Source organism: Planococcus liqunii (genome assembly GCF_030413595.1).
Lineage (GTDB): Bacteria > Bacillota > Bacilli > Bacillales_A > Planococcaceae > Planococcus > Planococcus liqunii.
The window spans coordinates 362608-387951 of the sequence record NZ_CP129238.1; the positions used below are offsets into that span (position 1 = coordinate 362608).

At 46.4% G+C, this 25344-nt stretch carries 25 protein-coding genes and 1 pseudogene; 20 read left to right on the top strand and 6 right to left on the bottom strand.

All coding sequences use genetic code 11. The features are described 5' to 3' along the window. The first annotated feature begins 58 nt into the window (after nt 1–58). From QWY22_RS01930 to QWY22_RS01960, 7 genes are all read left to right on the top strand, one after another. Nucleotides 59–1225 carry an exonuclease SbcCD subunit D gene (locus QWY22_RS01930; RefSeq protein ID WP_300982688.1) on the top strand — a complete coding sequence of 389 codons (1167 nt, stop codon included), beginning with the start codon at nt 59–61 and terminating at the stop codon, nt 1223–1225. Then, entirely contained in the window at nt 1222–4314 is a 3093-nt protein-coding gene (locus QWY22_RS01935) for an SbcC/MukB-like Walker B domain-containing protein (protein ID WP_300982689.1), read from the top strand. Before QWY22_RS01930 ends, QWY22_RS01935 begins: the two co-directional genes overlap by 4 nt. 90 nt (nt 4315–4404) lie before the next feature. Further along, the gene (locus tag QWY22_RS01940) at nt 4405–5058 is read left to right on the top strand and encodes a hypothetical protein (RefSeq protein ID WP_300982690.1); all 654 of its coding nucleotides are present in this window, start codon (nt 4405–4407) and stop codon (nt 5056–5058) included. 14 nt (nt 5059–5072) lie between these two features. Then, nucleotides 5073–5285 (top strand): hypothetical protein, encoded by a 213-nt coding sequence (locus tag QWY22_RS01945; RefSeq protein ID WP_300982691.1) that lies wholly within the window; start codon nt 5073–5075, stop codon nt 5283–5285. Between the two features lie 107 nt (nt 5286–5392). Next, the gene (locus tag QWY22_RS01950; RefSeq protein WP_300982692.1) at nt 5393–6661 is read left to right on the top strand and encodes an acetyl-CoA hydrolase/transferase family protein; all 1269 of its coding nucleotides are present in this window, start codon (nt 5393–5395) and stop codon (nt 6659–6661) included. A 131-nt stretch (nt 6662–6792) separates the two neighbouring features. Next, nucleotides 6793–7197: a MarR family winged helix-turn-helix transcriptional regulator gene (locus tag QWY22_RS01955; protein ID WP_300982693.1), complete on the top strand. Its 405-nt coding sequence runs from the start codon at nt 6793–6795 to the stop codon at nt 7195–7197. A gap of 21 nt (nt 7198–7218) precedes the next feature. Next, nucleotides 7219–8415: an MFS transporter gene (locus QWY22_RS01960; RefSeq protein ID WP_300982694.1), complete on the top strand. Its 1197-nt coding sequence runs from the start codon at nt 7219–7221 to the stop codon at nt 8413–8415. A gap of 640 nt (nt 8416–9055) precedes the next feature. On the opposite strand, the gene QWY22_RS01965 is transcribed toward QWY22_RS01960, so the two are convergent. After that, the gene (locus tag QWY22_RS01965; protein ID WP_300982695.1) at nt 9056–9835 is read right to left on the bottom strand and encodes a 2-keto-4-pentenoate hydratase; all 780 of its coding nucleotides are present in this window, start codon (nt 9833–9835) and stop codon (nt 9056–9058) included. A 119-nt stretch (nt 9836–9954) separates the two neighbouring features. Next, on the bottom strand, nt 9955–10602 hold the full coding sequence (gene trhA / locus QWY22_RS01970) for a PAQR family membrane homeostasis protein TrhA (RefSeq protein WP_300982696.1): 648 nt from the start codon (nt 10600–10602) through the stop codon (nt 9955–9957). Nucleotides 10603–10741: 139 nt separating this feature from the next. Between trhA and QWY22_RS01975 the strand changes: the two genes are divergently transcribed. Beyond that, nucleotides 10742–11317 carry a DUF1836 domain-containing protein gene (locus QWY22_RS01975; RefSeq protein WP_300982697.1) on the top strand — a complete coding sequence of 192 codons (576 nt, stop codon included), beginning with the start codon at nt 10742–10744 and terminating at the stop codon, nt 11315–11317. Continuing rightward, the gene (locus tag QWY22_RS01980; RefSeq protein WP_300982698.1) at nt 11314–11760 is read left to right on the top strand and encodes a YaiI/YqxD family protein; all 447 of its coding nucleotides are present in this window, start codon (nt 11314–11316) and stop codon (nt 11758–11760) included. Before QWY22_RS01975 ends, QWY22_RS01980 begins: the two co-directional genes overlap by 4 nt. Before the next feature lie 55 nt (nt 11761–11815). On the opposite strand, the gene QWY22_RS01985 is transcribed toward QWY22_RS01980, so the two are convergent. Next, the gene (locus QWY22_RS01985; protein ID WP_300982699.1) at nt 11816–12919 is read right to left on the bottom strand and encodes an S-layer homology domain-containing protein; all 1104 of its coding nucleotides are present in this window, start codon (nt 12917–12919) and stop codon (nt 11816–11818) included. 170 nt (nt 12920–13089) lie between these two features. Here QWY22_RS01985 and QWY22_RS01990 point away from each other — a divergent pair, with 170 nt between their 5' ends. The 10 genes from QWY22_RS01990 to QWY22_RS02035 all read left to right on the top strand — a co-directional run bounded on the left by QWY22_RS01990 (nt 13090) and on the right by QWY22_RS02035 (nt 21026). Next, complete coding sequence (locus QWY22_RS01990; RefSeq protein WP_300982700.1) at nt 13090–13809, top strand: type 1 glutamine amidotransferase domain-containing protein; 720 nt, start codon at nt 13090–13092, stop codon at nt 13807–13809. Nucleotides 13810–13905: 96 nt separating this feature from the next. Next, nucleotides 13906–14388, top strand: coding sequence for a general stress protein (locus QWY22_RS01995; protein ID WP_300982701.1), 483 nt, complete (start codon nt 13906–13908; stop codon nt 14386–14388). 67 nt (nt 14389–14455) lie between these two features. Beyond that, nucleotides 14456–15526 (top strand): type III polyketide synthase, encoded by a 1071-nt coding sequence (locus QWY22_RS02000; RefSeq protein WP_300982702.1) that lies wholly within the window; start codon nt 14456–14458, stop codon nt 15524–15526. Further along, nucleotides 15523–16035, top strand: a complete 513-nt coding sequence (locus QWY22_RS02005) for an isoprenylcysteine carboxyl methyltransferase family protein (RefSeq protein WP_300982703.1) — start codon at nt 15523–15525, stop codon at nt 16033–16035. Before QWY22_RS02000 ends, QWY22_RS02005 begins: the two co-directional genes overlap by 4 nt. A gap of 100 nt (nt 16036–16135) precedes the next feature. Then, the gene (locus tag QWY22_RS02010; protein ID WP_036809621.1) at nt 16136–16417 is read left to right on the top strand and encodes an NADH-ubiquinone oxidoreductase chain 4L; all 282 of its coding nucleotides are present in this window, start codon (nt 16136–16138) and stop codon (nt 16415–16417) included. A gap of 85 nt (nt 16418–16502) precedes the next feature. Further along, complete coding sequence (locus QWY22_RS02015) at nt 16503–17591, top strand: AI-2E family transporter (protein WP_300982704.1); 1089 nt, start codon at nt 16503–16505, stop codon at nt 17589–17591. Nucleotides 17592–17706: 115 nt separating this feature from the next. After that, nucleotides 17707–18492 carry a transporter substrate-binding domain-containing protein gene (locus QWY22_RS02020; RefSeq protein WP_300982705.1) on the top strand — a complete coding sequence of 262 codons (786 nt, stop codon included), beginning with the start codon at nt 17707–17709 and terminating at the stop codon, nt 18490–18492. A 171-nt stretch (nt 18493–18663) separates the two neighbouring features. Then, nucleotides 18664–19308 carry an amino acid ABC transporter permease gene (locus QWY22_RS02025; RefSeq protein WP_300982706.1) on the top strand — a complete coding sequence of 215 codons (645 nt, stop codon included), beginning with the start codon at nt 18664–18666 and terminating at the stop codon, nt 19306–19308. Then, nucleotides 19305–20033: an amino acid ABC transporter ATP-binding protein gene (locus QWY22_RS02030; RefSeq protein ID WP_036809610.1), complete on the top strand. Its 729-nt coding sequence runs from the start codon at nt 19305–19307 to the stop codon at nt 20031–20033. Before QWY22_RS02025 ends, QWY22_RS02030 begins: the two co-directional genes overlap by 4 nt. 183 nt (nt 20034–20216) lie before the next feature. Continuing rightward, nucleotides 20217–21026, top strand: a complete 810-nt coding sequence (locus QWY22_RS02035; RefSeq protein WP_300982707.1) for a transporter substrate-binding domain-containing protein — start codon at nt 20217–20219, stop codon at nt 21024–21026. Between the two features lie 126 nt (nt 21027–21152). Here the strand turns inward: QWY22_RS02035 and QWY22_RS02040 are convergent, their stop codons facing one another. Together QWY22_RS02040 and QWY22_RS02045 are read right to left on the bottom strand one after the other, a co-directional pair. After that, nucleotides 21153–21593, bottom strand: coding sequence for a peptidylprolyl isomerase (locus tag QWY22_RS02040; RefSeq protein WP_036809604.1), 441 nt, complete (start codon nt 21591–21593; stop codon nt 21153–21155). A 76-nt stretch (nt 21594–21669) separates the two neighbouring features. Further along, complete coding sequence (locus QWY22_RS02045; protein ID WP_300982708.1) at nt 21670–22461, bottom strand: SDR family oxidoreductase; 792 nt, start codon at nt 22459–22461, stop codon at nt 21670–21672. Between the two features lie 178 nt (nt 22462–22639). Between QWY22_RS02045 and QWY22_RS02050 the strand changes: the two genes are divergently transcribed. Further along, entirely contained in the window at nt 22640–23626 is a 987-nt protein-coding gene (locus tag QWY22_RS02050) for an NAD(P)/FAD-dependent oxidoreductase (protein WP_300982709.1), read from the top strand. 37 nt (nt 23627–23663) lie between these two features. Here QWY22_RS02050 and QWY22_RS02055 read toward each other — a convergent pair. Next, nucleotides 23664–25163: pseudogene (locus QWY22_RS02055) on the bottom strand (BCCT family transporter). Between the last annotated feature and the right edge of the window lie 181 nt (nt 25164–25344).

Sequence of the window (25344 nt, forward strand, 5' to 3'; positions counted from 1 at the left end):
GTTTTCGTGTATAATGGAACGAACATATATTCTTTTTGCCCCAGAAAGGAGCATGATGATGAAAATTTTCCATACCGCCGACTGGCATTTAGGCAAGCTGGTCCAAGGTGTTTATATGACTGAAGAACAACGCCATGTGTTAGAACAATTCGTCGCTGCTATTGAAGAACAGCGGCCGGATGCTGTCATTATCGCAGGCGATTTATACGACCGGGCAGTGCCGCCGACAGAAGCCGTCAATTTGCTGGATGAAGTACTGGCGAAAATTGTGCTGGAACTCGAGACGCCGGTATTTGCTGTAGCCGGAAACCATGACAGCCCGGGGCGTTTGAATTTCGGGAGCCGGGTCATGAAAATGAATGGTATCCACATTGCCGGCCATGTCCAAAAAGAACACGAGCCGATTGTCATGGCCGATGAATTCGGAGAAGTGCATATCCATTTGATTCCGTATGCCGATCCGTCCCAGGTCCGCTATGCACTGGGAAATCCGGACATCCGATCACATAACGATGCAGCAGAAGCCATCGTTGAAAACATAAAACAAAAGTTGAACCCGGAAGCCCGCCATATCGCTGTCGGCCATGCATTTGTGACGCCCCACGGAGAGCAGCAGGAAAACACCAGCGATTCAGAACGGCCGTTGTCGATTGGCGGTGCCGAACATGTCGAGGCAGGCCATTTTGCCGATTTCCATTACACGGCACTCGGGCATTTGCACCAGGCCCACCATGTGCTGAATGAAACCATCCGCTATTCAGGTTCGCCGCTCAAATATTCGATTTCAGAAGAGCGCCACCAAAAAGGATTTTTAATCGTTGAAATGGATGGCAGCGGAAACGTCTCGGTCGAAAAGCAATTACTGGCGCCAAAGCGGGACATGCGTACCGTTGAAGGCTTTATGGAAGACATTTTGCGCCATGAACTCAACGAAGATTATGTCTTTGTGAAGCTGCTCGATGAAACGCCGATTTTGTATCCGATGGAAAAAATCCGTTCGGTTTACCCGAATGCCATGCATGTCGAACGCAAAAGCTTTGGGCAGGCAAGCGGCAAGAGCGCGGCGGAATCGCGCCGCAATATGGATCCAATGGTGCTGTTCAATGCTTTCTACGAAGAAGTCAAAGGAGAAAAAGCGACGGAAGAGACTGAAACAGTTTTCAAAGAAGTGCTTCAGGAATTCCTGCGCGAAGAATCTGATGAGAAAGAAGGCGTGAAGCAATGAGACCTTTAAAATTGAAGCTGACCGCTTTTGGACCATACAAGCACACGGAAACCATTGATTTTGCCGATTTGAAAGGAAACCAGCTATTCGTCATTTCGGGCAGCACGGGTTCCGGGAAAACGACGATTTTTGACGGCATCTGTTTTGCCCTTTACGGCGCTGCCAGCGGGTCGGACCGCGTCGAAACACGCCATTTGCGAAGCGATTTTGCCGAAGACGGAACGCACACTTGCGTAGAGATGGAATTTGAAATACATAACAAAGTCTACCGGATCCTGCGCCAGATGAGCCATGTTAAAGCAGGGAACAAGAGCGCGACCGGCGAACGCTATGAATTTTTCGAGAAGACGAAAGACGGGGAAGTGCCTTGTGTAGAGCGGCAAATCGTTTCGGAAATCAACCGCCGGGTCGAAGAGATCATCGGACTGACGCAAAACCAGTTCAGCCAGATTGTTATGCTGCCGCAAGGCGAATTCCGTAAGCTCTTAACGTCTGAAACCGATAATAAAGAAGAAATCCTGCGCAAAATCTTTAAAACAGAACCGTATAAAATGATAGCGGAACGTTTGAAGCAGAAACGCGATGCGGCAAAAGAAGCGTATCAAGGTGAACAGCACGGCTTGGCCAGCCACGTCGGCAACATCAAAGGGGCGTTGCCGGAACGTGATTCCGCATTGTTTGAGCTGCTGCAGCGCGAGCATTACAATGTTCATCAAATAGTGGCAGGGCTTGAAAGCGAAGCTGCTTTTTATCAGGAAAAGATGCAGCAGGACGAGCAATACTACCTGAGCCTCTACAAAAAGCATGATGAGAAAATGAACGCTTTCCACGAGGCGAAAAAATGGAACGACCGTTTCAGCGACTTGGCAGATAAGGTGCAGCGCCTTGAACAAGTAGAGCAGCAGCTGCCGGCAATCGCTCAAAAAGAGCAGCGGCTGAAAGACGCTGAACGCGCCGGGTTCATCGAAGGCATTGAAAATATCTACAAAGAGCTGGAAAAGGAAAAAGCGGAAAAGCTTCTTCTCTTAGAAAAAGCGTTGAAAGCGGAACAAGCAACAAAAGAAAACTTAGCAAAAGCTGAATCCGCTTTTGAGACGGAACAAAAGCGCGGAACGGAACGCGAAAAAATAAGCCAACAAGTAGTCGAGCTCCGGAAATTATTGCCGGCGGTAGAGGAATTGGACGGCAAAAAAGCGCAGCTCACCAAACTTCAAACTGCAGCAGCACAAGCTGGAAAAGAACTTGAGGAAATAGCTGAGCAGTGGCAAACGGAAAAGGATGCCTGCCAATTGGTGGCTGAAAAAATTGAGGCATTGGACCGGAAACTTGAAGCATTTGACGAGCAGCAGGCAAAATTACTGGGCTTAAACGAACAATACCGGGTGCTGGCTGACTTGTGCGCCCTTCAGAAAAAAGTGCGGCAGCAGCAGAAAACGAGCGAAGAAAAAGAGTCGGTGTACCAACAAGCGGCAGATGAATACCGTGGACTGGAAGCTGTCTGGTTTGCGAACCAGGCGCAGGTACTGGCGTCGGCCCTTCACGACGGCGACGCCTGCCCGGTCTGCGGGAGCAGCAATCATCCGAACAAAGCGGTCGAAGCCCATCAGCCGTCCGTTTCCAAAGAGGAACTCGACCGGTTAAAAGCCCGGCTTGATGGAGTGGACAGCCAGTACCGCAATGCAGCCGCTGCATTGAATGCATTGGCAGAACAGCTGGAACGCCAAAAAGAAGAAGCATTTAAATTAGGGCTCAACCCGGCAGAAGCGGACGCTGACTACCGGAAAACCGAAGAACAAAAAGCGGCACTGGAGCAGAAAGTGGCCGAGCTGCAGGCGGATAGAAAGAATTTACGTGTCTTGAAAGAACAGCTCAACGTTCAAACGGCAAAAGCAGGCCAGCTTGAAAAAGACAAAACAGAGCTCGCTGAACATGTACAGCAAGCGGCATCTGCCTACGGCACAGCCAAAGCAGTTTTTGAACAAGGGCTGCTGGCTATACCGGAAGAAGTACGGGTGCTGTCTGTTCTTGAAGAAAAAATTAGTGAAGCCGAAGCTGAAAAGAGGAAACTGGAACGTCTTTGGGAAAGCATCCAACAAGAGCTTCAACGGGCAAAAGAGCAATTTACAGCAGCGTCCGTCAGCGCGAAGCATGCAGCGACTACAGCAGAGGAAATAGCGCAGAAAAAAGAGAACGCCCAGCAGCAATGGAGCGATGCGCTGCAAAAATCCGATTTTTCTTCAGAACAGGCGTACCAAGAGGCGAAGCTAAAGGAGCAGGAGCGCATCGCATTGAAAGAAGCGATTCAGGCATTCAGGCAAAACCGCCATACCTTGATGGAAAGAGTCCAGGAACTGAAAGCAGAGCTATCCGGACGAAATCCATCCGACATCGGACTGCTTGAAGCAGAGCTTAGCCAATTGAAGGCGGAATACGAAGCAGCACTGAATACTTGGAACCGGTCGCAAGATTTCCAGAACTCAAGCGAAGCGATAAAGAACCGTATTATCGCCGCATCCGAAAAAGCGATGCAGGCTGAACAGCAACTCAACCGAATTGCGGACTTGCACGACATGATCCGGGGCCAAAACGGCTTGAAGATTTCGTTCGAGCGCTATTTGCAGATTGAGTATTTGGAACAGATCATCCAGTCAGCGAACGAACGGCTGAAAAACCTGTCCAATGGCCAGTTTTATTTGATGCGCAGCGACCGGCAGGAAGCCCGCGGCAAGCAAAGCGGTCTTGGCCTGGATGTCTACGACGCTTATACCGGACAGACGCGTGATGTGAAAACTTTATCCGGCGGCGAGAAATTCAATGCCTCTCTGTGCCTGGCACTGGGAATGGCTGATGTGATCCAGAGCTTCCAGGGCAATGTGGCGATCGATACGATGTTCATCGACGAAGGATTCGGATCGTTGGACGATGAATCGTTGAACAAATCAATTGATACGCTGATTGACTTGCAGAAATCCGGGCGCATGATTGGCGTCATTTCCCATGTCCAGGAACTAAAAGCAGCGATACCGGCTATCCTGGAAGTGAAAAAATCAAAAGAAGGCTTCAGCCAGACAAAGTTCGTGATCAAATAAAAGCCGTAAGCATCTTCCTTCTGTTTGTTTAAACCGGCCGTGAATAGTGAATGGTAACAATAACAGGGGTTTTTCGGAAGGAAGGTGCAAATGGACACAATTCTTTATTTTGCTTTTACTGCGGCTTATATCCTGCTGTTGGTATGGGCAATCGATAAACAGAAATCGTGGAATTTTATGTCATTTATCTGCCTGGTGCTGATTGGCCTTATTTACGATAATGGCATGATCGCAATGGGCAAATTTATCGGCGAAGGCTCGGTGCTTGAAAACTTGAGCCTGCTGCGTTTTTGGAGCCATGTTTTCCTGACGCCGATGCTGGTGCTGTTTTCTTGGGGAGCTTTGAACCGGGCAGGAATCGGCTGGGTGAAGAAAAAAGCGGTTTTAGCTGCAGCGATAATTTATGCTTTGGCATTGGCCGCAATCGAAATCGCTTTGGAAACATGGGGATTGGAATTGGCAACCGAACAGCAATATGGCGTATTGCGGTATGTATCGGCTGAGCCGTCGAGCGGACCGCCGATTATGGTGCTGCTCGTTTCAGTTGTCTTGATTGCTGCTGGTATTCTGCTTTGGAAAAAGGTAGGCTGGAAATGGATGCTGATTGGTGCCGGTGTTATGACAATAGGCAGTGCAGTGCCGATTCCGGTGGATAGTTCGGCTGCCACCAATGCGTTTGAATTATTCCTCTTGACCACTTTGGTATGGACCAAGGTTCACCTCGAGTCAAAGGAACAAAATTAAAGGGGCCAAAAACAATGAAAAAACTCAGTTTTAAAACACGCATGATTTATTTTGGAGTAATCGCAGCGATCAGTTTGGCGTTTTTTGCTCTACAATTGTATGTCTATTTAAACAGTTCGAATGGAACCGGTTCGATGGTTCTGCTGATTTTATGGGGTCTTATGGTTGTCTTTGGAATCGCCGGAATTGTTTATAATATCGCAAAAAAAGACCGTCATTCTAAATGACGGTCTTTTTCTTAGACAGCGCAAAATGAAATTCCTGGGATTCATGGGCAAGCATAGAAAGCTATGGTAAAGTTTAAAGAGATTTCATAATCAGGAGTGAAAATCATATGACAAAAAAGTTGAGTCCTCAAGAAGTTACCGAGTTGATTGATAAAGGCGCAGATATCATTGTTCCAATCGCCAATGGCGAACCGATCCGTCTGCTGGACATATTGGAAGAAAATGTGGAAAAGCTGGAAGGTGTCAAAATTCACCAATTGTTGGCTTTGCGGAGCCGCCGTTATATCCAAGGTGAATTTGAACAGCTCAAGCATGTTTCTTATTTTCTAAGCGGTGCTACGCGCAAAGTGTACCAGCAGGCAAAAATGGAGCTGGTTCCAAACAATTTCCATGAAGTGCCGCGTTTGCTGAAGAAAACGACGAAAATGTCGATGATCATGACTGTGGCTTCTCCAATGGATGAGCATGGCTATTTTACGTTCGGCACACAAGCGGACTACATTTCTGAATTTGTCGGGAAAGTCCCTTTTATCCTGGAAGTAAATGAACATATGCCAAGAACCTATGGCCGCAATCAAATTCATATCAGCCAAATAGCCGGCTTTGTGGAGCACCATGCGCCGCTGGCTGAAGAAAAAGCAGCTGCACCGAGCGACAGGGACTTACTGATTGCGGCTTCGATTATCGAAGACATCCAAGACGGAGACACGCTGCAAATTGGAATAGGTTCTGTACCGAATGCCGTTATCTCGATGCTAAAGGATCACCGCCATCTGGGCATCCATACCGAAATGCTGCCGGATGGAGTAGTGGATCTGGTGAAAGCCGGTGCAGTCGACGGCACCCGTAAGTTTACGAACCCGGGGAAAATTATTACCACCTTCGCGTACGGTTCAAAGAAGCTATACGATTTTCTGGATAACAACCCGGTAGTCGAATTCTTGCCGGTCAGCCAAGTCAACGATCCGCGGGAAATCGCGAAAGAGAAAAACATCGTTTCCATTAATGCGACGACCGAAGTGGATCTGTTCGGGCAGTGCGCTTCCGAAACTGTGGGCGGCAAGTATTATTCTTCCAGCGGTGGACAAGTTGATTTTGCCCGCGGTGTGCGTTTTGCAGAAAACGGAAAAGGTTACATCTGCATGCAGTCAACGGCAAAAAATGAAACATTATCCCGCATCAAAATTAACCTGACGCCTGGATCGGTTGTGACGACAGGAAAGAATGACGTGGACAATATTGTAACTGAGTATGGCATTGCGCGTCTTCACGGGGCATCAATCTCGGAACGTGCGAAACGCCTGATTGCAGTAGCCCACCCGAATTTCCGGGAAGAGCTGCTGTTTGATGCGAAAAAAAATGGCATTGTCATTTAAAAAGCAGCTTAAAACGAAAACCTTTCTCCGTTCATTCGGGAAAGGTTTTTTCTTTTACCCGTCTACGAACTTTACATATTCGCTCATTAGCCATATACTTACTTAGGTAAGTAATTTTAGAGGAGATAATTATGCAGAAATTGTTATTTCATGAAATCCATCAAAAATCACGTTTATCTGTTAAAGAAGTTAACGATGCGCTGAAAGAATTTCATTTATACAGTTCCCAGTGGTCCATTCTTTTTTGTCTGGAACAATTCGGTGAGATGACGCAAAAAGAGATTTGGCAGTATTTGAATGTTGAAGCGCCTACCGTGACGAGGACGTTAATGCGCTTGGAACACAGCGGCTGGGTAGTCCGAAAAGAAGGGCAAGACAAGCGGGAACGCCTTGTCCAATTATCGGAATTCGCAAAGAAAATGGTGCCGCAGATTGAAAAACGGATTCAAGAGGTGGAGGAGAGCCTTCTGTCTTCTTTATCGGAAGCAGAGCAGCAGCAGCTGATTGAGCTGCTTAAAAAAATCGGCAATAACTGAACGAAGAAAAGGATGTAACGAATGACTGAAAAAAGACCCATTTGGACCAAGAGCTTTATCAATATCTCAATAAGTACGTTTTTTATTTTTGTAGTCTTTTATGCCTTGCTGACGTATATACCGATTTACGTTATGAGTGATTTGGGAGGAACTGCGACACAAGGCGGGCTGGCCGTTTCGGCTTTTCTGATTTCAGCCATTATAATGCGCTTTTTTGCGGGACTGATTCTGGAGAAGTACGGAAAGCGAAATGTGCTGATTTTAAGCGTTCTGCTGTTTGCTGTTAGCACCATTTTATATATTTTTGTAGGAGACTTTACCGTTCTGCTTTTTCTTCGTTTTTTCCATGGCATCTGGTTTAGTTTGATGACCACAGTGGGTGGGGCGATTGCCGCGGATATCATCCCGCCGGAACGCCGTGGTGAAGGCTTGGGCTACTACGGGATAGCGATGAATTTGGCGATTGTGGCAGGGCCTTTTATCGCACTGACTTTATTGCCTTACGTAACCGCACAAAGCATTTTCACCATTTTTGCGGTGATCATGGTTATTGGGTTCCTGTGTGCGCTATGGGTTAAGGTAGATGAAATTCCAGCAGTTGAAAAAGAAGAAAAACGCAAACTGGTTTTCAATGATTTTGTTGAAAAGAAAGCTGTCCCTATCGGAAGTGTAGCTTTCTTCATTTCGTTTGCTTATGCCAGCATTATTTCGTTTATCTCGGTGTATGCCGAATCGCTGGGTTTAATCAAGACCGCGAGTTTCTTCTTTATCGTTTACGCTATCGCGATGCTGCTGGTTAGACCGTTCAGCGGCCGAATTTTCGATTCGATCGGGCCGAATGTTGTCATTATTCCCTCGATCATTATATTTGCCATCGGACTGTTTTCGCTCAGCCAAACCGAATCGGCTTGGATGCTGCTGTTTTCAGGTGCGTTGGTCGGAATCGGCTACGGCACTTTGCTGCCGAGCTTTCAGACACTGGCAATCCAGGCAGCGGACAAACACCGGAGCGGCCATGCGACCGGCACATTTTTCGCTTTATATGATACAGGAATTGCGATTGGCTCTGTGTCGCTCGGAATCATTGCCGCCGCTTTCGGCTACTCGAATTTGTATTTGATCCTGGCTGTTTTGGTTTTATGCGCCGCCTTTTATTATGTATGGATCATGAAAAAACAAAAAACAGCAATAAATGAAAAACAGGCGTCCCGTGCATAAGGGGTGCCTGTTTTAGCCTGTAGACGAAGTTTGGATGAAAATATATAGAAATGCAAAAAAACCAACCGGACCGCTCACTTCGCTTTCCGTGGGTTCAGCTTCAGCCTCCTCGTCACTGAGAACCTTGTGCTCCTGTTTCTGCATCGCTTCGCTAGCTTCGAAACATGGAAGAGCGTTGCATCGCTGCGCTAGCTTCGTCGCAAAGGTTGACCTCGCAGGCTTCGGCCAATGCCTTTCCTGTGGGGTCTTCAGCTTTCTTCGCTCTGTCGCATTGCTCCTTCACTGCTCCTACAGGAGTCTCCACGGCCGGACCGGTTGGGCGTCTCCCTTTGAATCGATAGTGAATGATAATCCAATTGACGCTTAAACAGGCAGCTCAAGAGGAAAAGCGACACCTCTAGATAGCCTTCATGTTAAGGATTCGGAGTGGAAGCCGGCGACTCCAGCGGGATAGCGAAGTGCCGAAATCCACTCGGGACGTAAGTTCCGAGTTAGTTCGGCGCGAGCCCGCGGAAAGCGTCCGGCTGAAACGGAGGATCCGGAATTCCCTGTTGTATGTTCATTCATTTCTCATGCGTGAAAATTCTTTTTTCTGCAAGCTCAAACAGGCATCCCTTCTACACGGGATGCCTGTTTTTTGTCATTCAACGTTCAATGACACTTCGCCGATTCCTTCAAAGCTGGCAGTGTAAGCCCCTTTTTCCAGTTTTTTAGGGAGGATGAATGTGCCGGATGAAACAGCCATGCCCTTTTCAAGCTGAAGTCCGTGCACTGCCAATTCGTCAATCAGCCATTTCACCGCATGGATGGGATGATCCAGAACCGCTGAAGAAGTATCTGCAGCGATTTCGTCTCCATTAAAGAACAGGCTTCCTTTTATGCCATCTAGCTGTTCGTACGTCAATCCTTCGACAGGCTCTCCGGCAACGATTTTTCCGGCGACGGCACTGTCTGCCACCACTTGCCCCAAACTGATTTTGGGAAACCAGTCTTCAAACCGGGAGTCCGGCACTTCAATGCCCGGTGCGACTGCGGTCTTTTCAAGAATTGCCTGGCTGTCGTCTTCTACCGACAGCTCTTCTTTGACGATGAAAACCAATTCAATTTCAATTAAAGGCGAGGACATCGCTTCAAGAAGAATGTTCCCGCTGTTTAGGGCGGATGTTGTTAACGCGCCGTACAAAGGCGTGTCAGAATGGAAAAGTTCCTGTGTTTCGAGGCTGGTTAAACTGATTTTATAGCCGGCGAGCGCTTCATTTGCTTGGACCGCTTTTTTATTCGTTAAGGCGTGTTGAATGCGGTAAGCTTCGTTTTTGGGCAAGGAAGCAGGGATAAAATCTTTTTCAATCGGCTGATTTTCTATGTATGCCTCGTATAAAATAGCGGCCATTTTTTGGCTGTCGAAGTTAATTTGGTCCATTGTTATGAACTCCTTTCAAATATTTTAAATAATCATAACATTTTAAATGTTATTTTGAAATAAGACTTTCGTGCAAAAAAGCCGTTCTCCTTTTAAAGGAAAACGGCTTTTTCATTTGTTTAAAGAACATAATTGAAAACAGACAGGAAATGGCACAAACTGCCGGCCAAAATGAAAAGGTGGAAGATTTCATGGAAGCCCAGGTATTTGGAAGAAAGGACATTTGGTTTCAAACCGTAAATGATGCCGCCGATTGTGTAAAGAACGCCTCCTGCAATCAATAGAAGCAAGCCCCCCAACGGCAGGCTGTCCGCCAGCGGCACTACGGCGAAAATAATGATCCAGCCCATTGCAATGTAAAGAGCGGTCGATAGCCAGCGCGGCGAATGGAACCACACCATTTTAAACAGAATGCCGGCAATCCCGATGGCGGCCACAAAACCGAACAACGACCAGCCGAGCGGACCATCAAGTGCTATCAGGCAAAAAGGGGCATAGGAACCGGCAATCAATGCAAAAATCATCGAATGGTCCAGTTTTCTTAAAAAAGCGACCAACCGCGGATGAGCGATAGCGGTATGATAAATGGTAGATGCGAGATACAAACAAATTAAGCTGCCGCCAAAAATGATGACCGATGCCAAGTGCAGCGGTGGAGCATCGGCGTAAGCTGCTTTGATGACCATAGCCAGAAGAGCAGCAAAAGAAAGAACAGCTCCTGCTAAATGGGAGAGCGCATTAAAAGGCTCTCTTATGTATTGATTCATACTTATACGCACCTTTCGACATGTAGTTATTGAAACTACTTAGAATAATACTCTTATTAATTTTATTGGTCAAGCTTGGAGGTTTTAAAATAGTAAGGTAAAATTAACAGCATCAAATAATGTATTGAAGGTGAACGAAATGGAAAACATGGACGGCCTTATTGAGAATTTGGGGGTAAAGAGCGGCGTTTTGCTGGAAGATATTCCGAAAATCGATTTGTATATCGATCAAGTGATCCAATTGTTCGAAACGAGCTTTGCCGATGCCAAAAGAAATGAAGAAGAAAAAATCCTGACAAAGACGATGATCAACAATTATGCCAAAGGAAAGCTCTTTTATCCGGTACACAATAAAAAATACACGCGCAACCACATCATGCTGATCAGCCTGATTTATCAGATGAAAAGTGCTTTATCCATCAATGATGTCAAACAAGTGCTTGATGGCCTTAACGAGAGAGCCTTGCAGCAAGGGTTGAATTTGGAAAGTTTCTATGAAAGCTATCTGGAACTTCAGCAAGGAAACATCGGCAGCTTTGCCGCAGGTTTGAATGAACAAGCGGGCCGAGTGTCGCAGCAGGCCGCTGGAATGGAAGATGCAGAAGAGCTGGAGCGGGTGTTGCTTATTGCTTCACTGGTGCATACCAGCAACCTTTATAGAAGAGCTGCGGAAAAACTGGTGGATGACATGAAAGAGCGGGGGAGAGAGAAATGATGAAAGTGCTGATTGATGCAGACGGCTGTCCCGTAGTCGATTTGACGATTTCCGTTGCCAAGCAATTTCAGCTTCCGGTCCTGCTTCTATGCGATACAGCCCATAATATGCAGCGGCCTGGCGCCGAAACCATCATCGTTTCAAAAGGAGCGGACGCAGTCGATTTTGTACTGGTCAACCGGGTCGAGAAAGGGGACGTGGTCGTTACGCAGGATTATGGGTTAGCAGCGATGGTGCTTGCAAAACGGGGATATCCCATAGACCAGAATGGCCGTGTTTATTCGGAGCAGAATATCGATCAGCTGCTGTACAGCCGCCATATCGCCAAAAAGGTGCGCGATGGAGGCGGCCGCATGAAGGGGCCGAAAAAACGCAAGCCCGAAGACAACGAAAAGTTTCAAGAAAGCTTGCTTGGGCTGCTCGAGGAAATAACTACTGCCTAACACAGGAAAAAGCGGAATCGGCAAGCTTGCCGATTCCGCTTTTTTCAATTGTCCGCTAAATGGTCCAGCGGTTGTTGACCAATGCAACCAAAATCCATTTGCCGCTGCTGTTTTTCTCAAAGACCATATTGAGATTCTGCCAGTCCATGCCTTCGTATTGATCGGTTCCAGGGTAATAGAACTCCACAATCATGGCATTCGGGAAGCGTTCTTTGATTTGCTCGTGTGTCATTGGCTGTTCGGTGCGGCCGTATCGTTCTTTTTCATTGTAAGTGGCATTCATTAAATACTGATTGTAGTACTGGGCAGGAGTCAGTTTGATCGGGAAGCCGCTGCCGTCCTGATAGCCCCATTGATAAACTTTGCTGTTCTGCATAAAGCCAGGCAGCTGGGCTTTTGTAAAGGTGACGCCTCCGTTGTCCAGGCAACCGCCGCTGTATGGGCAGAACGTCAAGCCTTTCTGTGCACTTACATACGAAGAAACAGCTGCAAAATCTTTCGCTTTCAAGTCAGCCAGGATGTCATTGGCCGTTTCCAGCAAGGCTTGCTTGTCAGGAATGAAAGACGGTTCGATGGCCCGTGCCAAGAATACGGCAAAATGGACGCGGGTGACATTGTTGTCCGGACGAAATGTGTTATCCGTATAGCCTAGCGCCACTCCTTGATAAGCCAGCCGTGAGATGGCTTCATATGCAAAGTGGTTTGGTCCTACATCGGAAAATTTGGCGTTTGGCGCATTCGGGAAATCAAAAGCGCGGTCGAGCATGACCGCTGTTTGGGCACGGGTCACTTTCCAGTTCGGGCGGAAATAGTTTCCGGGGAATCCATTAACGATTCCCGCTTCCGCACCGGAAGCAATATAACCCGAAGCGAAGTGGCTGGCGCTTACATCTTTGAATGGAGTCGCTCGTTTGGTTCCATCGAGCTCAAGCGCCCGTCCGATCATTGTTATGGCTTCCGCACGGGTAACAGGGGCATTTGGGCGGAATGTGCCGTCCGAATAGCCGGAAACAATTCCTTGTTCATGTAAATAGATTACTTCAAAAGCAAAAGGGTCATTGGCAAAAAAATCATCAAATGTGACAACGGCCTTGGCAGGAGCAGAAAACGCACTGAATAGAAGGAAGAACGCCGCTGCTAGAAACAGAATTTTTCTCATGATTCCACCTCCCTAATTAAGTCGATTTTACCACGAAATAATGAAATAATAAACATAAAGACTGTATTTTCTGACAATTATAATTTAAACTTACTATGCTGCTAGATGAATAATTTTGGAGAGCAGGGGAATACTAGATTAAAGACTTAATGAGCTGAAAGGAGACTAGTATGGATAAAATTCTGATCGTCGTAACCAACTATTCAGCCCTTGGAGAAAGAGGGAAGAAAACCGGTCTTTGGTTGAGGGAGCTGACGGATTTTTATCACGAAGTCAGAGACCTTTTTGACGTTGACATCATTAGTACATCTCCGAAACGGGTGCCTTTGGATCCGCGAAGCTTGCTCGAGGTGCTGACCAACAAAAAGACACGGGCTTATTATATGAATGACGAACTGATGGACCGCCTCAAAAATCCCCTAACTCCGGAAGAAGTCGACGGCCATGAGTATGCAGCCATTTATTTTACGGGCGGACACGGCACTATGTACGATTTCCCAGGAAACATTCACTTGCAGGAGCTGACCAAGACGATTTATGAAAAAGGTGGAATCGTTTCAGCTGTTTGCCACGGTCCGTGCGGATTATTGAACGTACGGCTGTCTGATGGCCGATACTTGTTGTCGGGCCATGTTGTCACCGGTTTTTCGAATCAGGAAGAAAAGCTGATGGGCATGTTCAAAGACATTCCTTATTCGCTGGAAGAAAGTATGAGGGAAAGAGGGACTTTATTCAAACAGGCGGCATTGCCCTTCACTTCTTGTGTGATTTTATCAGGGCGTTTGATCACGGGCCAGAATCCGGCTTCGGCGAGAGGCGTCGCCTTAAAAGTCATTGAGCAATGCCGGGAACTGGAAAACCGTGAGTATGAGTATCAGATGGAAGCTTAAGCCGGTTTTCCTTTGAGATAGCTGCTACGTTTAAATTAAAGGCCGAAAGGGTAATTTCTACTAAATTTATAGTTAGTTCAAAAAGGAGTTTTGACAATGGCCCAAAGATCGGTAACAGGTTATTACGACAGTGAACAAGAAGCGATCGAAGCAATCGAAGAGCTGAAACTGCAAGGCTACCGGCAGGAAGACATCTCCGTTATCAGCAAAAACAAAGGCGAAACCGAAACGGTCACGGAAGAAACAGGAACCCATGCAAGCGAAGGCGCCGCAGCCGGATTGGTGACCGGCGGCGCATTAGGCGGATTGGGCGGTGTGCTTGTTGGGCTCGGCGCGCTGGCGATACCGGGAATCGGACCGATTGTTGCCGCAGGACCAATCGCTGCTGGACTTACAGGAGCAGCGGCAGGAGCCGGGCTTGGTGGCCTTGCAGGTGCTTTGATCGGGATGGGCATTCCAGAAGAAGAAGCAAAAGCATACGAAACCCATTTTAACAAAGGGAAGATTCTGGTGCTGTTGGAAGACGGCAATGAACGGGACAAAGATTCGCCGGGACGGGCGAACAGAAGCGTTTTATAGATGCAATACATGAACCATCCTCGAAAAGGATGGTTTTTTGAGAGAAAATTAAAAAGGGGGAAAAGGGATGTCATTTATCCGGAAAGTGGTAACCGAACATGCACCCTATCATGTGGATCAAAAAGAAATAGTTGGAGTGGTCAGGAATTTGTTCGGAGGGCATTACGAAGATATCGAAAGATTGCTCCGGGTATTTGGCAATGGCCAGATTGAAGGCCGTTATTTTGCAGCCCCGCTGGAGTGGTTTGAACGGGAACGCGGCCTGGAAGAGAAAAATCAGCTGTATATTGAAGAAGCTGTACGCATGGGCAGCAATGCGGTCAAGCGCTGTCTGGAAGAAGCAGAGGTAGAAAAAGAAGAAATCGATGCATTTGTTTTTGTCTCGAGTTCGGGCATGGCCACGCCGACGATTGATGCCCGCATCATGAATGAATTGCGTCTGCCTGTACATATTAAGCGCTTGCCGCTATGGGGGCTGGGGTGTGCAGGAGGGGCAGCGGGAATCAGCCGGGCACACGATTATTGCCTGGCTTATCCAGATGCCAAAGTGATTGTCTTATGCCTTGAACTATGCAGCCTGACTTTCCAGCGATCTGATACGTCAAAAAGCAATTTGATCGGAACTTCCTTGTTCGCCGACGGGGCAGCGTGTGCTTTAGTGACTGGGCGGAATGACCAGGCAAAAGGATCGGGCTTCTTCATCCGCGAGACCCAGTCGACATTGATGCAGGATTCAGAAGATGTCATGGGGTGGGATGTGAAAGATGAAGGCCTGCATGTGGTGTTTTCCCGTGATATCCCGAAAATCATTGAAAGTTGGCTCAAACCGAACGTCGATTTGTTTTTGGATAAAATCGGGAAAACTTCTGCGGATATTAAGCATTTCGTGGCTCATCCTGGCGGCAAAAAAGTATTGGCGGCCTACGAGAAATCCCTCGGCCTCCCCAAGGAGAAAACAGATACGTCAAGAGGCGTCCTCGCACAGTACGGAAATATGTCTTCGCCGACCGTCCTGTTCGTCCTGAAAGAATTTATGGAGAATAAACCGAAGAGCGGTGAAGAAGGGCTGCTGACGGCGCTTGGGCCGGGCTTTAGCTCCGAAATGCTTTGGCTTGAATGGGGGGAAGCCGGCGCATGACATTCTTTTATCTGCTGGTCGGTATTGTCATCATTCAACGGCTGCTTGAAGTCTTGTATGCCAAGTCCAATGAACGGCGAATGAAAAGCCAGGGAGCGGTTGAAGCCGGGGCAGAACATTACAAATGGATTGTTCTGCTGCATATACTGTTTTTTGTTTCACTCCTAGCTGAAGTGTTATTCCATCAGCAAGGGCTTGGGCCGGCATGGCCGGTCTTCTTAATCATCTTCTTTGTCGCCCAAGTTCTCCGGGTGTGGGCACTGGCATCACTCGGCCCTTACTGGAACACCAAAATCATTGTGCTGCCGGGCGCCACAAAAGTGAAAAAAGGGCCGTACCGCTGGCTGCCGCATCCGAATTACATCGTGGTGGCGCTGGAAATTGCTGCGCTCCCGCTCTTGTTTGGTGCGTGGCGCACAGCCCTGATCTTTACGGTTGCGAATGCTTTGCTTCTGCTGCTGGTGCGGATTCCTGCTGAAGAAAATGCGTTGCGGGAATTGAAGGAATAGGGCAAGGCAAAAAATCTTTAAACTTTGTAGTTAAAAAGGTGTTAATAGGGTATACAAAACAATAGACGTATCTATCATGTTTCTATTTGGAGGGATTTTGATGAAAAAATCGACAATGAATACCGTTATAGGAAGTGCACTGGCGGCGGCTGCCGGAGTTTTTGTGTACCGCGCGTACCAGGAAAAGGGTTCAGTGGAAGTTGCTAAAGATGTAGACATGCGGAACAGCCTGGAAGTGGATCAGCGCGAAAGCGTGGAAGCGGATGTAGATCCGGCGGAAAAAGGGCTGACTCAATTGGATTCAGCATACCGCGACGAATGGCAGGCCAATGCCTTCCCGCAAACTCATAGAGAAATGAAAGAACTAGAAGAAGACAAATAAAACACCTGAGAAGAGCGGAAGCTGGAACAATATGGCTTCCGCTCTTTTTATTGTGTTTTTTAGTTTTGAAGAGAGGAATAGAAATATGTGGATTAAGAAACCGTTTTTTGAGTATGCTACTGCCGTACTCCTGATTGCTATTATTCTCTTTTTTATCGGCAAAATCGATTATGCTTTTTGGCCTTTTAAAATTATTATTGCCACTGTTTTTGCTCCGATATTGATTGCTGGGCTTCTATATTATTTGATTCGCCCTTTTCTCCAGATCTTGCTGCGCTATATGCCGAAAGTCGGAGGCATCGCCGTCGTCTTTTTCGTTTTCTTTGTAGGGCTGACTGCGGTTCTATATTATTTCGGACCCACAATCAAAGAACAGGTGGCAAGCCTGGCGGAACTAGCGCCTCAAACAGTCGAGCAAGTCACAGCTGAGTCCGAAGAGAAAGTGGATGGCTTTGAATTTGCCGGAGTAAGCGGATATGAAATAAAAAACCGGGTGCTTACATACATGGAGAATGCATCCAAAACCTTGATGGATAATGTCATGACAATTTTAGGGACTTTAATGAACGTCGCTGTCGTTCTGATTGTCGTGCCATTCATCTTGTTCTTTTTGTTAAAAGATGATCATAAGTTAATTCCTTATTTGATGAAATACGTGTCCGAAGAACACAAGCCGGAAGGCCGAAAACTATTGGCAGATGTGGACGAAACTTTATCGAATTACATCGTGAGCCAGGCAATTGTTGCGGTTGTGGTCGGTTTCTTCATGTTCATTGGCTATGTCATTATCGGCTTGGATTATGCCTTATCGTTGGCTGTCTTCGCCATGTTCCTGATTATCGTTCCGTTTTTGGGGCCGCTTATCGGCGTCATTCCGGCTCTTTTTGTTGCTTTGATGAGTGGGGAACCCTTTATGGCCATTAAAGTATTGATCGTTTTGCTGATTGTGCAGCAGCTTGAAGGCAATTTGGTGACTCCAAACATTATGGGAAGTCGTTTGAATATTCATCCCTTGACCATTATTTTCCTGCTGTTGATTGCAGCAGCTCTTTATGGGTTTGTCGGCATCTTGATTGCCATTCCGCTTTATGCTGTACTAAAAACGATTATCCATAATTTCCGTCTGTTTATTCGACTGCGCAAGAAAAGAGAAGTGGCAAGTAAAGGGCATTAAGACTCACTGAAGTGAAGATTCACTGAGTTTATTTTCTTAAGAAGGTTCTGAATCTTGAAAGTTTATGCTATATTAATTAATAGTATTTTATGAAAAGGAAAAAGGGGGCACCAAAATGAAAAAGTTTAGTCTGTTTTTGATTCTTTTATCATTCATGCTGATTCTGGCAGCTTGTGGATCGAGTGATTCTGCTGACGATACGAGCGGTTCTGGCGGAGAAAGCGAAAACAAAACTTATAAAGTAGGAATTGATACGACATATCCACCGTTCGAATTTGAAGAAGGCGGAGAATACACGGGAATTGATATTGATATTATCAATGCCGTCGCTGAAAGCCAAGGCTTTAAAATCGAATTTAATCCAATGGACTTCGGAGGCATCATTCCGGCATTGCAGGCAGGCCAGTTGGATGTGGCGATTGCAGGAATGAGTATTACGGATGAGCGCAAAAAAGTAGTGGATTTCTCGGATCCTTACTTTGATGCAGGTTTGTCACTGGTTGTAGCCAAAGACAACAGCGATATTACGACATTGGAAGATTTGAAAGGCAAAACGGTTGCCGTGAAGAGCGGAACGACCGGTTCGAAATTCGCTATGGATAACGAGTCAAAATATGGCTACACTGTAGCACAATTTGAAGACAGCCCATCAATGTTCCAGGAAGTATCAAACGGCAATGCCGATGTATTGCTGGAAGATTATCCGGTCATTGCTTATGCGATTGCACAAAGTGGATTGGATTTGAAAACAGTCGGAGACCGTCTGACGGGAGACCAATACGGAATTGCTGTGCTGAAAGGCGAAAATGCGGATCTGCTTGAAAAAATCAATACAGGTCTGAAAGAATTGCGTGACAGCGGAGAATACGATGAAATCCTTAACAAATATATCTCTGAATAACAGCAAGTCATGTAGCGCGCAGAAGCGCGCTGCATTTTTTTATCTTCCTTTATTGGCCGCAAGAGGAATGTAAAAGATACAGTGGCTCTAAAAGGATGGATCGGCTGATTATCTGAAGAGGCAAAGGCTTTTTTGGTAGGTGGTTTGTCTGTACGCAAAGGAGATGTGGAAATGGATACAGTAATTAATGCTTTGCCCTTTTTAATGGATGGACTGAAAGTAACGCTTTATATTTTCTTCATTGCCATTATTCTTGGTTTTATCATTGGATTGATTGTCGCGCTCTTCCGTCTGGCGCCATTCAAAATATTGAATTGGATTGCGAAAATTTTTGTGGACGCGATTCGCGGGACGCCTTTTATCGTCCAATTGTTCTTTATTTACTTTGGATTAAATTCTCTCGGCTTTTTCTCAATGGATAACACGACAGCGGGGATTGTCACAGTTGCAATCAACGCAGGCGCTTACTTCTCGGAAATTATCCGGGCAGGCATCCAGTCGATTGACAAAGGGCAGACAGAAGCCGCGCGTTCGCTTGGCTTGAATGCTACGCAGAACATGCGTTATATCATCTTGCCGCAGGCTTTCCGCCGGATGCTGCCAACCATCACCAATCAAGCTATCATCTCATTGAAAGATACCTCCTTGCTGTCGGTTATCGGTATTGCCGACTTGACGCAAGAAGGACGTATTCAGGCTAGCCAAACATTTGAAGCATTTACGATTTACTTGACGCTTGGCGTAATTTACTTCATTATCATTTACTTGCTTTCCATGTTAGCGAGCTTCGTAGAAAGGAAGTTTGTATTGCGATGACTATGATCCGAGTAGAAAACTTAAAAAAATCATTCGGCCCGATCGAAGTATTGAAGGACATAAGCACGGTAATCGAAGAAAAAGAAGTGGTGTGTGTTATTGGGCCATCAGGCTCCGGGAAAAGCACCTTCCTTCGCTGCATGAACCGTCTGGAAGACATCACGGGCGGCCATGTCTACATTGAAGGAACGGATATCACGGACCCAAAAGTGGATATCAACAAAGTTCGCCAAGATGTTGGAATGGTGTTCCAGCAGTTTAATTTGTTCCCGCATAAAAGCGTTTTGGAAAATATTACACTGGCGCCGATGAAGTTAAAGAAAAACGACAAAAAGGCCATCACTGAAAAAGCCTATGCTTTGCTGGACAAAGTCGGCTTGCGTGAAAAAGCCAACGCTTACCCCGGCGAATTGTCAGGCGGGCAAAAGCAGCGCGTAGCTATTGCACGGGCTCTCGCTATGGACCCGAAAATCATGTTGTTTGACGAACCGACATCTGCGCTTGACCCTGAAATGGTCGGGGACGTACTGGACGTTATGAAGCAATTGGCAATCGAAGGGATGACAATGGTCATCGTGACGCATGAAATGGGCTTTGCCCGTGAAGTGGGAGACCGCGTCATGTTTATCGACGGCGGCTTTATTGTTGAAGAAAATATCCCGGCCGAGCTGTTTGGAAATCCACAGCATGACCGGACGAAAGCTTTCTTGAGCAAAGTGCTTTAAACAGGATAAAATCCACAAGCAAACGTATCGTTAAAAACACGTCTTCTGGACGTGTTTTTTTGTATGGATGTTCCTCATTTCGAGGATAAAAAATTAATAACTTGGTCAAATTTATATTAATTTTCAGAAAAATGTGTTAAATTTTAATAAGGAGATATTTAATTACGATAAGAGGTGGGAAAGGTGAAAAAGTACAGTTTCTTACTGCTTCTTTTAACACTGGTTCTTATCGTAGCAGCGTGCGTGCAGCAAGGCAGTGAATCTGGAGAAGGAGAGGGTGGCAACGAAGGAGAAACAAATAGCGGAAATGGAGCAGATGATGGAGTTTACACAGTAGGGATTGACACCACTTATCCGCCTTTTGAGTTTCAGGTTGGCGGGGAATACCAGGGAATTGACGTAGAACTGATCAAAGCAATTGCCGAAAATCAAGGGTTTGAAATTCAATTTCGTCCAATGGACTTTGTTGGAATCATTCCGGCACTGGAAGAGGGAGAATTGGACCTGGCAATTGCTGGGATGAGCATTACGGAAGAGCGGCAAAAAGTGTTGGATTTCTCAGATCCGTATTTTGATGCAGGATTAGCCCTGGTAACAAAAAAAGACAATACAGAAATTGCTTCTTTGGATGACTTGGACGGAAAAGTCATCGCGGTTAAGAGCGGTACAACCGGTTCAAAATTTATCGGTGAAAATCAGGAGAAATACGGCTATCGGGTCGCTTATTTTGATGATAGCCCTTCTATGTTCCTGGATGTTGCAAGCGGATACTCCCAAGCTATGGTGGAGGATTATCCGGTCATCGCTTATGCTATCACTTCACGGAACCTTGATCTTAAAGCGGTTGAAGAGCGGTTATCAGGCGAACAATACGGCATTGCTGTTCCAAAAGGCGAGCATGGTGAATTGCTGGAGCAAATTAACCAAGGGCTTCAGGAATTGAAGGATGATGGAACCTATAAGGGAATTGTCGAGAAGTACATTAAGAATTGAAATAGAAAACCGGTCTGGTTGTCAAAGCCAGACCGGTTTTCTGTTGGAGCCGTTAAGGAGAGAATCGTATTTTCAAAAGCAGCAAAAAACCGGTTCAGGCAGAAGCCCGAACCGGTTTTTGAACTCTTATTCTTCGTCGAAAACATGTACTTTTGTCATTTTGTCGCCGTTTTTCATTGCTTTGGCTGTTTCAAGGCCAGAAGTTACTTGGCCGAAAACCGTGTGAACGCCGTCAAGATGCGGTTGTGGCGCGTGAACGATAAAGAACTGGCTAGATCCAGTGTCTTTTCCGGCATGTGCCATTGAAAGACTGCCAGCTTGGTGTTTATGCGGGTTGCCGTCAGTTTCGCATTTGATTGTTTTGCCGCTGCCGCCAGCACCAGTGCCAGTCGGGTCGCCGCCTTGAGATACGAAACCTGGAATTACGCGATGGAATGTTACATCGTTGTAGAAACCGGAGTTTGCAAGGTCCTCAAAGTTTTTTACAGTGTTTGGTGCTTCATTCGGGAAAAGTTCGAATTCGATGATTTCACCGTTTTCCATGTGAATGTGTCCTTTTTTCGCCATTAATAACATCTCCTTTTCAAGTTGTACACTCATCAGTATATCGATTTTTTATGTAGCTGTATAATCATTTGGCATATTACAGCGCTTTTAACAATCCGCCGTCAATAACAAGCGATTGTCCGGTCATATAGGAATTGGCGGAAGAAGCGAGAAATACGACAATTTTTGCAAATTCTTCAGGTTTGCCGTAACGGCCAATTGGGATTTGAGCCTTCCTGCGCGCAACAATTTCTTCAATCGACACGTTTTGATTGTCTGCGGTGATTTGATCCAGCTCTTCAATGCGGTCAGTTGAAATGCGGCCAGGGCCGATTGTATTTACGAGAATATTGTCTTTCGCCACTTCACGCGCCAAAGTTTTTGAAAAGCCAACCATGCCGGCACGGAATGCATTGGACAGGATCAAGCCATCGATCACTTCTTTCGTAGAAGAGGAAGAGATATTAATGATGCGCCCGAATTGCTGCTTCTTCATATATGGAAGAACGGCGCGGGAGGTCCGCACGTAGCTCAGCAAGTTCCGTTCAAAAGCGCTATACCAGTCGCTGTCGCCAACCTCGTCAAATCCCCCTGCTTTCGGGCCGCCGGTGTTGTTGATCAGGATGTCCACCCGTCCAAACTTCTCTTCCGCAAATTGGAACAAAGAGGCAATGTCCTCTTCATTTTGCATATCGCACACCCGATGATGGATGTTGCCGTTTCCGGAATACTGCTGAATTTCTTCCTTTGCAGCTTGAAGCGCCTCTTCGCTGCGGCTTGAAATGATGACAATTGCCCCTTCTTTTGCAAACTCTTTTGCGGTCGCTTTGCCTAAGCCTTTACTAGAAGCCATGACAACCACAACTTTGTCTTTTATGCCTAAGTCCATTTTATCCATCCTCTCTTTAATCATTCACTACTAGTGTACTGAAAGAACTCGGAAATTGCAGTGAAAAGGCAGAAAAGTCTAACTTTAAATTTATGCAAGTTCAACCATAAGTCTGATTGCGTGAATTAGGGGGAAATATGATAGGATATAGGTATTGATTAGATTAGGAGTGTTATATATGGAAGAGCGTGAAATTTTTGATATAACCATTATCGGCGGCGGTCCGACTGGTCTGTTTGCTTCTTTTTACGGCGGAATGCGCAAAATGAAAGTGAAAATTATCGACAGCTTGCCGCAGCTTGGCGGGCAATTGACGGAGCTGTATCCGGATAAGTTTATTTACGATGTGGGCGGCTTTCAAAAAGTCCTGGCCAAAGATTTAGTGGACAATCTGGTAGTCCAGGCCAATTACGGCGATCCGGCTATCTGCCTGGAAGAGTCTGTAAAAGACATCGAACGCGATGGCGACCATTTTGAAATCCGGACGGATAAAGGGATTCATTACACGAAATCCGTCTTGCTGACAGCGGGAGTCGGAGCTTTTCAGCCGCGTAAAATCGGTGTGGAAGGGGCAGAACCTTTTGAAGGCAAAACCTTGCATTACGGCGTGAAAGACTTAACTTTGTTCCACGATAAGAAAGTGGTAGTGCTAGGCGGGGGAGATTCAGCGGTTGACTGGGCAATGATGCTTGAAAATGTCGCTTCCCATGTGACTTTGAGCCATCGCCGTGAAAAAATGACGGCGCACGAAGCAAATATCGATACGCTTCTGCAGTCTAAAGTAGAAGTGAAAAAGCCTTACGGCGTGAAAGAATTAGTTGGTGAAAATGGTGAGCTTCAAGAACTGGTGCTGATCGACAAAGAAGGCAACGAAGAGCGTCTTGAAGTTGACCATGTCATTGTCAACTACGGAAACATCACGTCCCTCGGCCCAATTAAGGAATGGGGCTTGGAGATGGAGAAAAATTCAGTAGTGGTCAACTCGAAAATGGAAACAAATATTCCGGGGATTTATGCAGCGGGCGATATTGCCACATACGAAGGAAAAGTAAAACTGATTGCCGTCGGCTTCGGCGAAGCACCGACAGCGATCAACAACGCAAAAGCGTACCTTGATCCGAAATCGAAAATCCAGCCGCTGCACAGCACAAGCGTATTTAAATAAGGACAAACAAAAGGACCGGCCAGCAGCCGGTCCTTTTTTATGTTCTTTTTTGGTTCCTGACAAGCGGGTCTTTCTGGATAGCTTTGAAAAACGATACGCCCATCAGCAAAATAACAATTGAGAACGGCAGTGCTGCGATAATCAAGGCGTTTTGAAGGCCTTGTGTGCCGCCGGTGTATAGAACAATGGCTGCGACTGCTGCCTGGATGAAGCCCCAAGTGATTTTCACCAGGTTTGGCGGATTCAATAAGCCGCCCGTGGTCTGCATGCCCAATACAAATGTCGCCGAGTCAGCGGAAGTGATAAAGAAGATGGCAATGACGAACAAGGTGATAAAAGCCATCAAAGTACCCATTGGATAATGCTGCAGCATACCGAATGTGGCCGTTTCAATGCTGTATGCGGAAATTTCGGCGATGCCGTTTTGTTCCAGGTTCAAAGCTGAAACCCCAAATACAGCGAAAAAGATAAAACAAACTAAGGAAGGTGCGAACAAGACGCCGATCATAAATTCCTTAACTGTCCGCCCGCGTGAAATCCGGGCGATGAAGATCCCGACAAATGGTGCCCATGAAATCCACCATGCCCAGTAGAAAATCGTCCAGGCATTTACCCAGGATCTTTGTTCCGTATTTTGAGGCGCCAGATTGAAACTCATATTGAAGAAATTGGAGAAGTAGCCTCCAAGTGCGTCGGTAAATGAGTTCAGTATGTAAAGCGTTGGCCCGGCAAAAAGCATCATGAGAAGCAGGATCACTGCCAGCACCATATTGATATTGCTTAAGTATTTAATCCCCCTGCCGATGCCAGACCAAGCTGAACCGACAAACAAAATAGTGGAAATGGCCAGGATGAGCAGCTGGAACGTGAATGTATTGGGTGTGCCGAAAAGAAATGATAAGCCTTCGTTCAACTGGGCTGTCCCAAACCCTAGCGTGGAAGCAACGCCGACAACGGTGGCAAAAACCGCGAGGATGTCAATCAATCTCCCGGGAATTCCGGACATCGCTTTTTGTCCGAATAACGGAACGAGCGTGGCGCTGATCAAGCCAGGTGCGCCATTATGGAATTTGAAGTAAGCCAGGACAAGTGCCACAATGCCATAGACGGCCCATGCGTGAAGGCCCCAGTGGAAAAAGGAAAACTGCAAAGCTTAGGAAACGGCTTCCGGTGAACCGAGTTCAGAACGAGGCGCACTTGTAAATGCGTGGGAAATCGGTTCTGCTGTGGTCCAGAAAACCAATCCCATTCCCATGCCTGCGCTAAACAGCATGGCAAACCAGGAAGGCAAAGAGAATTCGGGTTCTTCGTCCGGTTTTCCTAATTTGATGTTGGCATACTTGGAAAAAATCATATAAAGGCAGAAAGCTAAGATAATAGAAACTGTTAATAAGTAGTACCAGCCGAAAGTATCCGATATAGCAGCGGTCAAGTTTCCGGTGGATTCATTGAATCCGGCAGGAGAGAATAGTCCCCAGGCCACCATACCGATACAAAGAAATAACGAAATCCAAAAAACCATGGTAACTTTTTTCATTTCTTCCCTCTTTTCTATAAATCTACTTAACAAAAAATTGTTCCCTCTTTTTGCCTGATTAAACCTATTCAATTCGAAAAGGATTCAGTTTAATTACAAGATGTAATATGTTTCGGTTTTACGTAATGCAATTGTTATTTTCTATCTGTCGTTTTGACATCGGATTGAAATGTGCAGGTGG